This is a genomic window from Brucella pseudogrignonensis, assembly GCF_002252525.1.
GTDB classification, from domain to species: domain Bacteria; phylum Pseudomonadota; class Alphaproteobacteria; order Rhizobiales; family Rhizobiaceae; genus Brucella; species Brucella pseudogrignonensis.
Map to the genome: position 1 here is coordinate 161,596 of NZ_NNRM01000006.1, position 12,887 is coordinate 174,482.

Sequence of the window (12,887 nt, forward strand, 5' to 3'; positions counted from 1 at the left end):
AACATATGGTCACACTGACAGCGTTCTGTCAGGAGACGAGCGCGCTATTCTCTGCCAGCAAACGCTCAGCTGCTGCACGCGCTTCATCGGTGATGCTGGCACCGGCCAACATACGCGCAATTTCTTCCTGCCGCTCATCGACACCAATCGAACGGATCGACGTAGACATGCGGTCTTCATTGGTTGCAGACTTCGCAATAAGAAAATGAGTGGATGCGCGTGCTGCAACCTGCGGCGCATGGGTCACAGAAAGTACCTGTACGCGAGATGAGAGACGCGCCAGACGCTGTCCGATCGCATCAGCGACTGCACCACCAACACCTGTATCGATCTCGTCGAAAACAAGCGTCGGCGCCGAACCGCGGTCGGCAAGCGCCACTTTGAGTGCCAGCAGGAAACGAGAAAGCTCGCCACCAGAGGCAACCTTCATCATCGGGCCAGCACGCGTGCCCGGATTGGTGCGAACCCAATATTCGACCGTATCAATGCCTTCAGCAGCGCGCGCGTTGGTATCCGTCGTCATTTCAACGATAAACTCGGCGCGCTCCAGCTTCAGTGCTGGCAGCTCCGCCATAACCGCAGCCTTCAGATGCTCGGCAGTGTCCTTACGGCGCTCTGACAAGACCTTCGCAGCAGCATCGTAAGCTGCACGCGTTTCGGTTGCCTGCGCTTCAAGCTGGATCAGCTTTTCTGCACCGGCATCCAGATCGGCAAGATCGGCGTCCATCTTGTCACGCAGTGCAGGCAAGCCTTCAACTGCAACAGAATATTTGCGGGCAGCAGCTCTAAGCGCGAACAGCCGCTCTTCAACCTGCTCCAGCACACGCGGATCAAAATCGATCTCTCGCATGGCGTGGTCGATGCCATCCTGCGCCAGTGCCAAACTATTGAGTGCTTCGTCAATCGCCTTGCAGACAGGCTCGAGCAGATGCGGCGCTTCCGGAATTTTACGCTCCAGACGACGCACGAGGCTTGCAAGTGTCGGCACTGGTGAACCATTGCCCGACAGAAGCTCACCTGCTTCGTTCACGTCACCCGCAATCTTCTCCGACTTCATCATGACAGCGCGGCGTTCAGCGAGCTCGTCTTCCTCGCCCGACTGCGGATCAAGCTTGGTTAGTTCTTCCACCGAAGAGCGCAGATAATCGCCTTCACGCTCGGCCTGTTCAACCCGTGCCCGATGCTTCGACAATGCACTTTCAGCATCACGCCACGCTTTATAGCGCTCGCGAACAGTCGTGGCCTCAGCATCGAGACCGCCAAACGCATCCAGCAATGTACGATGAAGGTCGGTATCGATCAGCGCGCGGTCGTCATGTTGACCATGGATTTCGACCAGCCGTTTGCCCAGTTCGCGCAGCAGCGCAACACTTGCCGCTTGGTCATTGATGAAAACGCGCGTGCGTCCGTCACCCATCTGGAGACGGCGAAGGATGACGTCGCCGTCATCGTCAAAGCCATTTTCGCTCAGGAATTTACGGGCGGGGTGTCCACCCGGCACATCAAAAACTGCCGTCACCTGCCCCTGATCCGCCCCATGGCGAACCAGAGAAGCGTCGCCGCGCGCACCAAGCGCCAGCGACAACGAATCAAGCAGGATGGATTTACCGGCACCGGTCTCGCCCGTAAGCACGGACAAGCCGGTCTTGAACTCGATGTCGAGCCGTTCAATCAGGACAATATCGCGGATCGACAGGTGCGACAGCATGCGGGTATCGGCTTAAGCGCCGCCACCCGTGATCATTGCCGAAGCCTTGGCCAGCCACGAACCGCCGTTTTCACGTGGCTCAAGACCACCGCTCTGCAAGAGCTTGTAGCTATCCTTGTACCAGCGGCTGTCCGGGAAGTTCTTGCCTAGCACCGAAGCTGCCATCTGAGCTTCGGAAGTCAGACCAAGCGCATAATAGGCTTCGACCAAACGGGCAAGTGCTTCTTCAACCTGGCGGGTGTTTGAATATTCTTCAACCACACCACGGAAGCGCTTGATCGCAGCCAGATATTCCTTGCGCTCAAGATAATAACGACCGACCTGCATTTCCTTGCCAGCGAGCTGGTCGCGGGCGACGCGGATCTTGGTCTTGGCGTCGTCGGTATATTCTGAATCCGGGAAGCGATCGACCACTTCCTGCATCGCAGCGATTGCACGGCGGCTTGCCGCCTGATCGCGGGTCACGTCAGGAATCTGGCGGAAGTAGCTCAGACCAATGATGTAATAGGCATAAGCCGATTCAGGCGATGTCGGATAAAGCGTGTTATAACGCTTTGCCATGCTGACCGCTTCTTCGTAATTGCCCTGACGGTAATTTGTGAAAGCAGCCATGACGAGCGACTTGCGTGCCCATTCGGTATAAGGGTGCTGACGGTCAACCGCTGCAAACTTCTTGGCAGCTTCACCGAGGCGGCCCGCATCAAGATTCGCGAGGCCTTCGTTGTAAAGCTTGTCCGCCGGATCGATCGTCTCAACATATTTGGTCAGATCGATATCGTCGTTTTTGCTGGCACATCCCGCAAGCGGAACAAAAACGGCAAGAGCGCTGGCAATCAACGCGGTTTTCGTCTTCACCGGGAATTTCGAACTCGTCATGCGGTCTCCGGCCATTTGGCAACGTCTTTTCTGTCTGGAGTAAAATGAACTCTGTAGTTCACTCTTTCTCCATTCTTCCCAATACATCAGCATCAGCACTTAGGTAAACATAGCCGAGGCTGTTTTGGCCGTCCATAAACCACATGCTGGCGAAATCGGCAATCGTCTAGCTGATCAATCGTCCGAATTTGGCACGCATAAGGCATCAATGGCTCGGCCTGAAGCTATATCTATGCAAACCAATGGCTTTTTCCTCACCAAATACGGAGGCTTGGCTCTCAGTCCACAATGAATACGCCGACTCATGCGAAGAAGACCCGGCGATCACGGCCCAATTATGGCCATAAACACCGGACTTCCAATAGAAAGTTCAAAGCGCCCAGGGCGCCGAGATATTTGGACGGACTGTAACAAAGTCCAAATTGTCTGCATTCCGACGCACACCGCTTGCTTCAACGATGTCGTAATTCGACTTATCGGCCAAAAGTGCCTTCACCGTTTCAGCATTCAGCCTGTGACCACCGCGATAGGAACGGAAACAACCGATGAAAGGCAGCCCGGCAAGAGCTATATCGCCAACAGCGTCAAGCGTCTTGTGACGCACGAATTCATCCTTGAAGCGCAGACCACCGGGATTGATCACCGAATTATCGTCACCGATGACAAGCGAATTGTCGAGTGATGAACCGAGCGCCAAACCTGCGGCCCACAGGCGTTCAACGTCTTTCATGAAGCCGAAAGTTCGCGCAGTTGATAGTTCTTTGCGGAAAGTATCCTCGGACATATCGGAGCCAAACTTCTGCCGACCGATGAGCGGGCACTCGAAGTCGATTTCCACTTCAAAGCGCGTACCCGAATAAGGCTGAAACTCGCCCCAGGAACCACCCGCTTCTACACGCACTGTCTTCAAAATACGGATGAAACGGCGCTTCGACTCCTGAACAACGATTCCAGCATCATCAAATGCATCAATAAAGCGCGCAGATGTCCCGTCCAGAATAGGAACTTCCGGCCCTTCCACTTCGACAACCAAGTTGTCTATAGCCAATGCGGAAATCGCCGCCATCAAATGCTCGACCGTGTTGATACGCGAATCCTGCGGACCGAGCGCGGTACAAAGGTCTGTTGCACCAATCTGCGAAACATGGGCACGAATATCGGCCTTGGTACTGAGATCTGAGCGCTTGAATACAATTCCCGTATCCGCATCGGCTGGCAGAAACGTCACCGAGGCTGCAGCGCCACCGTGGACGCCGACGCCGGAAAGAGTAACCGCACGCCCGATTGTTTTTTGGTAAGCGCTCAAAATCAGTCCAATCTATCGTATGGGGCAAGATGCAGCTGCATCCCGCAAGAGATTTGCCAAGCATATAATGCCCGCAACTGACAATCGCCAGTTTCCATCGTATTCTTCTATAATAAGACAGTTATGTCGAAAATAGTGATGAGCGGCAGCTGTTCAAAATCACGCTTTCTTACAAACCATAACGATAATTATCATAACAAAATGCCGTGGAGCGTTAACTCCACGGCATCTGTATTTTCAATGTCGTATCAGATGATTAGTTCGACTGACGGCGCAGGAATGCCGGAATTTCGAGCTGATCTTCTTCCGAAGCAGCGCGCGGCTGCGGACGGCCCTGATCATCAAGTTGGCCACGACGTGGAGCATAGATCGAGCTGTCCTGCTGCATTGGGCGACGCTGTTCTGGCTGACGCATAGCAGGTTCACGATGCGCTGGTTCCAGACGAGCAGCTGGCTGCTCTTCTTCACGGCGCGTCAGACCACGGGTCAGGCGGGAAAGCAGACCCATTGGACCACGTTCTTCCTGAGCAGGCTGCTGAGGCGCTGCACGACGTGCATTGATTTCAGCCTGTGCAACAGGTGGGAAATCCGAAACAGCTGGCATACGCGGAGCAGGACGTGGCTGAGGAGCCGGTTCTGCATGCATCTGCTGTGGCTGCTGGTAAGCCTGTGGCTGCATGGCCTGAGCCGTTGCCTGATTATTGATCATCTGCGGCTGTGGAGCGGCTGGACGTGCAACAGGTGCGCGTTCAAAGCTATCAGCGGCAGGAGCCTGGAAAATGCGGCTCTGTGGACGAAACTCAGGAGCAGCCGAAGCTGCTGGAGCAGCAGTTGCTGCAGCGATTTCGTTTTCGATCGACTGGGCAACTGGAGCAGGCTGTTCGACCTGACGTGGCTGTTCAACAACCGGAGGACGCAGAGCGCCATGCGGAGCCATCGGCTTGGTCTGTGCAGCAGGCTTTACCGGCTGGCGAAATTCCAGCGGCGCAGGCGCCGCGTCTCCGATCTGCTTGTCGATGCCGGTCGCAACAACGGATACACGGATGACGCCTTCGAGGCCTTCGTCGAAGGTAGCACCGAGGATGATGTTGGCTTCCGGATCAACTTCTTCACGGATACGAGTTGCAGCTTCATCGACTTCGAACAGGGTCATATCGCGACCACCGGTGATCGAAATCAGGAGACCCTTGGCACCGCGCATCGAGGTTTCGTCGAGGAGCGGATTAGCAATCGCAGCTTCAGCAGCAGCCATTGCACGGCCTTCGCCCGAAGCTTCGCCAGTGCCCATCATCGCCTTGCCCATTTCGCGCATAACCGAGCGAACGTCAGCAAAGTCGAGGTTGATGAGGCCTTCCTTGACCATCAGATCGGTGATGCAGGCAACACCCGAATAAAGCACCTGGTCAGCCATTGCGAATGCATCGGCGAAGGTGGTCTTGTCGTTGGCAATGCGGAAGAGGTTCTGGTTTGGAATGACGATAAGCGTATCGACGTTCTTCTGCAGTTCTTCTATGCCAAGCTCAGCCGTCTTCATGCGGCGAGCACCTTCGAAGTGGAAAGGCTTGGTTACGACGCCAACGGTGAGGATACCGCGTTCGCGTGCAGCGCGTGCCACAACAGGAGCAGCACCAGTACCGGTACCACCGCCCATGCCGGCAGTGACGAAGCACATATGCGTGCCGTTGAGGTGATCGACGATTTCGTCGATGCATTCTTCAGCTGCTGCGCGGCCAACTTCTGGCTGCGAACCAGCGCCGAGACCTTCGGTGACAGCAGCACCAAGCTGGATCATGCGTTCAGACTTCGACATGGTCAGAGCCTGAGCGTCAGTGTTTGCAACGACAAAATCCACGCCGCGCAGACCGGCATTGATCATATTGTTTACCGCATTGCCGCCGCCGCCGCCGACACCGAATACGGTGATGCGAGGCTTCAGCTCGGTGATGTCCGGCTTTTGCAGATTAATGGTCATGGTTCTCGTTCCTCTTAAGCCTCTCACCGCTTCGCCGCCGCGGTGCTAATTGGTTATTACGCTGATGGTTACGCCCACATCACGCAATCAAATCACTCAATGTGTACTCAAAAACTCTCTCTCAGCCATTGGCTGACACGTTGAATTCGCCCGCCCGTACCAGTCATAAGACCGGAGGAGGCTGCCTTCACGGACCGTTCTTCAATACCTGCCACCTGAGGGTAGATCAGAAGACCAACGGTCGCGGAGAAAGCCGCACCCTTAGCCGCCTCAGGCAGTCCTGCTATTCCTAGAGGACGCCCGATTCGCACATTTCTTGCAAGAATCCGTCTGGCAGCTTCTGGCATTCCCGGCAGCTGGCTTGCGCCACCCGTCAGAACAACACGCTTGCCAACGATATGTCCGAGGCCCGACTGGTTCAGCCTGTCGCGAACCAGTTCCAGGGTCTCTTCCACGCGTGCACGGATGATCCGCGTCAATACTGAGCGCGGATATTGATTGGGTACATCACGCTCGTCATCGCCAATTGGCGGAACCGAGATGAGATCACGATCGTCTGCGGCACTTGGCAGCGCCGAGCCGTACATGACCTTCAGACGCTCAGCATCTTCCATACGGGTGGAGAAGCCCCGCGCCACATCCATCGTGACGTGTGTTCCACCGATAGCTACAGCATCAGCGTGAATGAACTTGCCTTCGGAGAAGACGGAAATCGTTGTCGTGCCGCCGCCCATATCGATGCAGGCCGCACCCATTTCGGCTTCATCACCAACGAGAGCTGCGAGGCCGCTCGCATAAGGGGTCGCGACGATTGCTTCGACTGACAGATGACAACGATTGATGCAAAGCTCGAGATTGCGCAGTGGAGCGGCATCAGCCGTCAGCACATGCATATCAACGCCGAGACTGTCACCCAGCATACCAAGCGGATCGCGGATACCGCGCTCACCGTCGAGCGTGTAGCCAACCGGCAGCGAGTGAACGAGGTGACGTTCGGCAGCAAGCGCCTGCTTGGCACCTGCAGCCAGCACGCGGCGAATATCTGTCTGCTCAACTTCATGACCGCCGAGGTTGACGCTCGCGGTAAAGGTTTCGCTCTTGAGGCGACCAGCAGAAATATTAACAATCAGGCTGTCGACAGTCAGGCCAGCCATGCGCTCTGCAGCATCAACCGCAAGACGGATCGACTGTTCAGCCGCATCAAGATCGATGATGACGCCAGACTTCACACCACGCGAACGCTGATGGCCAATGCCCAGCACTTCCATGCGGTGCGTGCGACCTGGCAGCAAGACGCCGCTTTCATGTGGACGCAGACGTGCGATCACGCAGGAGACCTTGCTTGAACCGACGTCCAGAACTGTGAGCAGGCGCACCTTGCGCCCTGCAGTTCCAACCTGTGATGAACCTTTTCCGCCCAGAATACTCATACGCGCTTCCCCGTGCGGGCTAATTCTTTTTTACGATCAGCCAAGAACTTCTGGCGCTGTTCCATGCCGCTTGCCGTCAGCTGAACCGTGACGCGATCGTCAAGACGCATATCGACCGCAGCAATATCGCGGGACAGAAGATGCTTTTCGCTATCCAGGCGCTCGACTTCGGCGAGAGCCTTCATAGGCTCATCTTCCGGCAGCATGATACGAACGCCATTCTCCAGCAGAATATCCCAGCGGCGGTCAGCAACGCGGATATAGGCACGAACCTTGCCAGCAAGCGCCGGATAGGCCGCAACCTCGTCCACGAAGCCCTTAACGCGCTTTTCAGCACCCTCACCCACAACAAGCGGGAGAGCATTGTAACGGCCCGGACGGAATGGGACGATGGTATCGCCTGCAGAATCAATCAGAGAGAGCTCCTGGCCATTCTGCCAGACGGCAAATGCCTTGCGCTCTTCCAGAGAAACCAGCAGCGTACCAGGATAAACCTTACGCACTTCAGCACTTTCAACCCAAGGCAGCTTGGCGATAGCCTGACGCGCACCTTCAGCACTCATGCCGACCAGTGACGTCTCGCCGTCCAGCTCAAGCTGACCGAGAATATCGATATCCGACGTTTCGTTGTTGCCAACGACCTTCACGTCTTCAATCGCAAAACCAAAAGTGGAAGCGGTTGCCTTGATCATATTTTCGGAATGACCACCGAGCACCATGCCGTAGATGCCGGTTGCACCGAGAAATCCGAGCATACCAATCGTGCCAGCATAGCGCGGAACATTGATATTGCCCTGAAACATACGGACAGCGAAGCGGAAAGGCTTCCGCAGAAGGCGCGGCAGAACAAAGGCTGCACCCGATGCATCCCGCATCGTGCCCGAACGCCTATATTCCTGAGATCTGCCGTTCAACGCAAACAAGACGCGTCCTCCACCATCCAACTCAACAATTCACCAAAAGAGATACCTGCCGCCTTCGCGATATCAGGTACGAGCGAGGTAGGAGTCATTCCCGGCTGGGTGTTAACTTCCAGCCAAATAACTTCGCCTTCTTCGGAAAAACGATCGTCGAAACGGAAGTCTGATCTGCTTACGCCCCGACACCCGATTGCCCGATGCGCCGTAAGGGCCATTGTTTGTATTTTTTGGTAAATATTTGGTAAAATTTTTGCCGGACACACGTGAGTTGATGCGCCTGCAACATATTTTGAATCATAATCGTAGAACTGATGCCCCACCGGAATGATCTCGCAGACGTCCATCGCGCGATCACCCATCACGGCGCAGGTCAATTCGCGGCCAGCGATGTATTTTTCGACCAGAACCTCGGCACCATAATTCCATTCAGCAGAGCTGATGATTTGCGGCGGGTGAGTCTGATCTTCTTTGACGATTACAACACCGAAGCTTGAACCTTCACGGACCGGCTTGACGACGTAAGGCGGCTTCATCGGATGCTCAGAGCCGATTTCGAAACGGTTGAGCAGAAGCGACGGCGCAACAGCTACACCAGCCGCAGCCGCGACCTTCTTGGCGCGATCCTTGTCCATGGCAAGCGCTGAAGCCAGCACGCCGGAATGCGTGTATGGGATCTGGAGATATTCGAGCACACCTTGAATGGCGCCATCTTCGCCGAACGGGCCGTGCAGCGCATTGAACGCCACATCAGGCTTCAGCTCAGCTAGAACGCTCGCGACATTGCGATCAACATCAATGCGCGTCACGCGATAGCCGCACTCTTCAAGGGTTTGCGCACAGGCAGTTCCGGACGAGAGACTAACTGGACGCTCCGATGAGAAGCCACCCATCAAAACGGCAACATGCTTTCCAGCCTTCTGTCCAGCCATGTCAGTCATCCCCTCTGCGCATCCCCTGCGCTCGAATCAAAAATAGAATCTGGATAGTCCGGCGACACAAGCCGCAGACACCCAAGTCAGGAAAACCCTGACGAATCAAATCACTGTACGGTTAACCATAAAGAATCAGAGAGTTGATTCCGTGGCAAGCCCCTATCAAAAGGGGAGCAACTTACGGAGCGCTCAACAAGCGCAAAAAAGCCCGGAATTTCAGTAGGAAATCCGGGCTTCTTAAAATTAGACTTTTTGCAAGAATTCTTTCACTTCTTCCCCTTCGCGGAACAAGCCAAGCCGCTTGATCTCCCAATGAAGGCGAATACCTGAATTCTCATAAACTTTAGCGCGAACAGTTTCGCCGAGCGTTTCAAGGTCATGGCCGGTCGCATTTCCGGTATTGATCATGAAATTGCAGTGCATCTCAGACATCTGCGCGCCACCAACACGCAGGCCGCGACAGCCCGCCTTGTCGATTTCTTTCCAGGCAGATGTGCCTTCAGGATTCTTGAAGGTTGAGCCGCCGGTTTTTTCGCGCACAGGCTGAACCGTTTCACGGTGATTCTGCACCTCGTCCATGGCTTTCTGAATTTCTTCACGGTCGCCCGGAATACCTTCGAACAGAGCCGAGGTGAAAATCAGATCAGGCGACGCTGAGGAATGCCGATATGCATAACCCATATCCGCATTGGACAGGACATGCAGTTCACCCTTGCGATCAAACGCACGCACTTCCACAACACGCTCACGCGTCTCAACGCCGTTGGCTCCGGCATTCATGCGCAGAGCGCCACCAATGCCCCCGGGAATGCCGTGGTAGAAATGAAAGCCGCTCAGACCCGCTTCAAGTGCTGCCGCTGCCACACGCTTATCCGGCGTCGCAGTCCCTGCCCTGAGCTGGGTTTCTGAAACACGTTCGACTTCGCCAAAACCCTTGGCCGATAGCCTGACAACAAAACCTGGAATGCCACCGTCACGCACCAGAAGATTGGAGCCGATACCTACAACCAGAAGCGGAATCTCTTCTGGCACAGCTTTCAGAAATTCCGACAGATCTTCTTCATCAGCAGGCTGAAACAGAACCTGCGCAGGACCGCCGGCACGGAACCACGTAATCTTGTCCATGCCGGTATCCGGCATCATCCGGCCGCGAAGACCGGAAAGCCTGCCATCAAGCTTCTTGAGAAGCGTTTCGCCGCTTTCCATTACTTTGCACCCTGTTCAGCCAATTCTTTCGGCAATGCATAAGCCCACTGTGTAATGTTGCCTGCACCGAGGCAAACCACGAAATCACCAGGCTCTGCGATAGAAGCCACCAACGGCACCAATGCTTCAGGGCCGCTTGCATAACGTGCATCGCGATGACCAGCAGTCTTGATGCGCGACACGAGCGTTTCCGAGTTCACACCTTCAATCGGGTCTTCGCCAGCTGTGTAAACCGGTGTTACGATAACCGTGTCGGCATCATTGAAGCACGCTGCAAACTCATCAAACAGGCTGTGAAGACGTGTATAGCGGTGCGGCTGAACGATGCCGATTACTCGACCTTTGGTTGCTTCGCGTGCTGCTTTCAGAACAGCTCGAATTTCAACCGGATGGTGGCCGTAGTCATCGAAAATTTCGACACCATTCCAGGAGCCGGTATGAGTGAAGCGACGCTTGACCCCACCGAACGCACCCAAACCACGACGGATATCGTCGGCTGTTATGCCAAGTTCATTTGCGACTGCAATCGCTGCCGTTGCGTTTGAAACATTGTGCATACCCGGCATCGGCAAGCGGAGATCCTTGATCTCAACCGTATCGCCCTTGCGTGAGCGGATCAGCACGTCAAACAGGCTCGTTGCGCCATCCATGCGATGATTAACAAAGCGGACATCCGCCTGCGGGTTCTGACCATAGGTGATGATGCGACGATCTTCGATGCGGCTTACCAGAGCCTGCACTTCAGGGTGGTCAAGACACATCACGCCAAAGCCATAGAATGGTACGTTTTCGACGAACTGCGCAAAAGCTGCACGTACATTGTCGAAATTGCCGTAGTGATCCAGATGTTCAGGATCGATGTTGGTAACAACCGCAATATCGGCTGGCAGTTTCAGGAAGGTGCCATCGCTTTCATCGGCTTCAACAACCATCCAGTCACCATCGCCCATACGAGCATTGGTGCCATAAGCATTGATAATGCCGCCGTTGATGACGGTGGGATCGAGATGACCTGCATCAAGCAAAGCTGCAACCATCGATGTGGTCGTGGTTTTGCCATGTGTGCCGCCGATGGCAACCGCACGACGGAAGCGCATCAGCTCGGCCAGCATTTCAGCGCGGCGAACAATCGGCAGAAGCTTTTCGCGGGCGGCAGCCAATTCCGGATTGGTTTTCTTGATGGCAGTCGAAACGACGATGACTTCCGCATCGCCAAGATTCTCGGCCTTATGACCGACAAAGACCTCAATGCCCTTCTCGCGTAGACGCTGCACATTGGCGCTGTCCGACTGATCAGAACCCTGAACCTTATAGCCAAGATTGTGCAGCACTTCCGCGATACCGCTCATGCCAATGCCGCCGATCCCGATAAAATGGACAAGCCCGATGTTGAGCGGCATTTTCATGGCCGAGTTCCTTCTTTCAATTCCTGAACTGATTTTCCTGCTGCAATAGCCTCTGCAAGATCGGCAAGCAACTGCGCGGCATCAGGCTTCCCGACGCTTTTCGCAGCTTTTGCCTGTTGCTCAAGCCTTTCTGGCTCGTTAATCGCTGCACTAATGATGCTGGCCAGTCGTTCTGGCGTTAGTTCAGCCTGCCGAACCACATCACAACCGCCTGCAGCAGCAAGAGCCGCCGCATTCGCCGCCTGATCATGATCAAGTGCATGTGGAAACGGCACCAGCATGGCCGGACGGCCAATCGCTGCGATTTCTGAAACGGTAGAAGCTCCCGAACGCGAAATCACAAAATGCGCGTCGGCAATACGGGCAGGCATATCGTTAAAGAATGGCGCGACATCAGCCGGAATCTTGAGCTTCTGATATGCGGCACGGACAGCGGCCTCATCCTCTTTACGCGCCTGCTGTGTAATCAGCAGCCTTGCGCGTTCGCTCTCGGGCAAAAGCGCAATCGCTTCTGGGATCGCATTTGAGAAAAACTGCGCGCCCTGACTGCCACCAAATACCAGAAGGCGAAAACGCTGACCCTCTTTGGCTGGCTTATAAGGCGTGTTGGCAGCAGCAAGCACTGGCGGGCGAACCGGATTGCCGGTCGCAACAATCTTGTCAGCGAACGCACCGCTCGTTTCTGGCAGGAACCCGCCAGCAATCGCTTTCACGCGCGAAGCCAAGCCCTTATTGGCGCGCCCCATGACAGCGTTCTGCTCATGCACCATGGTCGGGATACCCATATTGCTCGCGGCATAAAGCGGCGGCAATGTTGGGTAGCCACCAAAACCAGCGACGAGCTTGGGCTTCAAGCGACGAAACAGTTTGCGGCTATCGAGATTACCCTGCCAGAGTGACCACAATGTGCGTGCCAGCGCAATCGGATTGCGCCCTGCAATAGTGGCTGAGCGGATCACATGCACATGGTCTTCTGCAAAGGCACCGGCAAAACGCTGCGCGCGTGCGTCCGTTGCCAGATGCACATCCCAGCCGCGAGACTTCAATTCGTGCGCCAGTGCTTCAGCTGGAAACAGATGGCCGCCTGTTCCCCCAGCGGCCAATACAATTACGCCTTTTCCCATAGTCCCC

Annotated in this window: 10 protein-coding genes; all 10 read right to left on the reverse strand. The window is 55.3% G+C overall.

Annotated features, from left to right (window positions below; translation table 11 throughout):
* Window positions 1–28 precede the first annotated feature (28 nt).
* The 10 genes from recN to murG all read right to left on the reverse strand — a co-directional run bounded on the left by recN (window position 29) and on the right by murG (window position 12,880).
* Window positions 29–1,708, reverse strand: a complete 1,680-nt coding sequence (gene recN, locus CEV34_RS02140) for a DNA repair protein RecN (protein WP_007875769.1) — start codon at window positions 1,706–1,708, stop codon at window positions 29–31.
* 12 nt (window positions 1,709–1,720) lie between these two features.
* A complete protein-coding gene (locus CEV34_RS02145; protein WP_007875771.1) occupies window positions 1,721–2,584 on the reverse strand; it encodes an outer membrane protein assembly factor BamD in 864 nt (287 codons plus the stop codon).
* Between the two features lie 370 nt (window positions 2,585–2,954).
* Entirely contained in the window at window positions 2,955–3,890 is a 936-nt protein-coding gene (gene lpxC / locus CEV34_RS02150) for a UDP-3-O-acyl-N-acetylglucosamine deacetylase (protein ID WP_007875773.1), read from the reverse strand.
* A gap of 256 nt (window positions 3,891–4,146) precedes the next feature.
* Entirely contained in the window at window positions 4,147–5,862 is a 1,716-nt protein-coding gene (gene ftsZ / locus CEV34_RS02155; RefSeq protein ID WP_007875784.1) for a cell division protein FtsZ, read from the reverse strand.
* A 107-nt stretch (window positions 5,863–5,969) separates the two neighbouring features.
* Window positions 5,970–7,292 (reverse strand): cell division protein FtsA, encoded by a 1,323-nt coding sequence (gene ftsA / locus CEV34_RS02160; protein ID WP_007875786.1) that lies wholly within the window; start codon window positions 7,290–7,292, stop codon window positions 5,970–5,972.
* Complete coding sequence (locus tag CEV34_RS02165; protein WP_039859930.1) at window positions 7,289–8,215, reverse strand: cell division protein FtsQ/DivIB; 927 nt, start codon at window positions 8,213–8,215, stop codon at window positions 7,289–7,291. Before CEV34_RS02165 ends, ftsA begins: the two co-directional genes overlap by 4 nt.
* A complete protein-coding gene (locus CEV34_RS02170) occupies window positions 8,203–9,141 on the reverse strand; it encodes a D-alanine--D-alanine ligase (protein ID WP_094543195.1) in 939 nt (312 codons plus the stop codon). The genes CEV34_RS02165 and CEV34_RS02170 overlap by 13 nt, the downstream gene beginning before the upstream one ends.
* Window positions 9,142–9,387: 246 nt before the next feature.
* Window positions 9,388–10,350 carry a UDP-N-acetylmuramate dehydrogenase gene (murB, locus tag CEV34_RS02175; protein ID WP_007875792.1) on the reverse strand — a complete coding sequence of 321 codons (963 nt, stop codon included), beginning with the start codon at window positions 10,348–10,350 and terminating at the stop codon, window positions 9,388–9,390.
* Window positions 10,350–11,756, reverse strand: coding sequence for a UDP-N-acetylmuramate--L-alanine ligase (gene murC, locus CEV34_RS02180; protein ID WP_007875793.1), 1,407 nt, complete (start codon window positions 11,754–11,756; stop codon window positions 10,350–10,352). Before murC ends, murB begins: the two co-directional genes overlap by 1 nt.
* Window positions 11,753–12,880, reverse strand: coding sequence for an undecaprenyldiphospho-muramoylpentapeptide beta-N-acetylglucosaminyltransferase (gene murG / locus CEV34_RS02185; RefSeq protein ID WP_007875795.1), 1,128 nt, complete (start codon window positions 12,878–12,880; stop codon window positions 11,753–11,755). The genes murC and murG overlap by 4 nt, the downstream gene beginning before the upstream one ends.
* Window positions 12,881–12,887 lie beyond the last annotated feature (7 nt).

Coding starts and splice junctions, on each gene's coding strand:
- CEV34_RS02170 (WP_094543195.1), bottom strand. CDS start 9,141: ATGGCTGGACAGAAGGCTGGAAAGCATGTTGCCGTTTTGATGGGTGGC.
- murG (WP_007875795.1), bottom strand. CDS start 12,880: ATGGGAAAAGGCGTAATTGTATTGGCCGCTGGGGGAACAGGCGGCCAT.
- CEV34_RS02145 (WP_007875771.1), bottom strand. CDS start 2,584: ATGACGAGTTCGAAATTCCCGGTGAAGACGAAAACCGCGTTGATTGCC.
- ftsZ (WP_007875784.1), bottom strand. CDS start 5,862: ATGACCATTAATCTGCAAAAGCCGGACATCACCGAGCTGAAGCCTCGC.
- murB (WP_007875792.1), bottom strand. CDS start 10,350: ATGGAAAGCGGCGAAACGCTTCTCAAGAAGCTTGATGGCAGGCTTTCC.
- murC (WP_007875793.1), bottom strand. CDS start 11,756: ATGAAAATGCCGCTCAACATCGGGCTTGTCCATTTTATCGGGATCGGC.
- recN (WP_007875769.1), bottom strand. CDS start 1,708: ATGCTGTCGCACCTGTCGATCCGCGATATTGTCCTGATTGAACGGCTC.
- ftsA (WP_007875786.1), bottom strand. CDS start 7,292: ATGAGTATTCTGGGCGGAAAAGGTTCATCACAGGTTGGAACTGCAGGG.